The following is a 450-nucleotide window of genomic DNA, read 5'->3' on the forward strand; positions in this document are numbered from 1 at the left end:
TTCCGGGGTCGACCCCACCGAGGTCGCGTACGACGCGATGATGCAGCGCGACGGTCGCGGTCTGTTGTACTTCCCGATGCTCAACTACGCGGCCGGCAATCTCGACGCCGTGCGGGAAATGCTCGCGCGGACCGACACGGTGCCCGCCCTCGGCGACGGCGGGGCGCACTGCGGAGCCATCTGTGACGCCAGCTTCCCGACCACGCTGCTGACGCTCTGGGGTCGCGATCGTCAGGGCGACGGTCGGTTCCCCGTCGAGTGGTTGGTCAAGCGGCACACCGCCGACACCGCCGCCGTGGTGGGTCTGCTCGATCGCGGCCAGGTGCGCGCCGGCTACCGCGCCGACCTCAACGTGATCGACTTCGATCGCCTCACGGCCCACCGCCCCGAGGTGCGCTACGACCTCCCGACCGGTGGGCGGCGTCTGATGCAGACCGCCACCGGCTACCT

Annotated in this window: 1 protein-coding gene; it reads left to right on the forward strand. The window is 70.7% G+C overall.

Annotated elements, in window-relative coordinates; all coding sequences use genetic code 11:
• Positions 1 to 450: amidohydrolase family protein (locus AC07RN_RS21230; protein ID WP_478337254.1), on the forward strand; the 450-nt coding region annotated here is incomplete at both ends.

Source organism: Lelliottia sp. GFLA7, assembly GCF_056490165.1.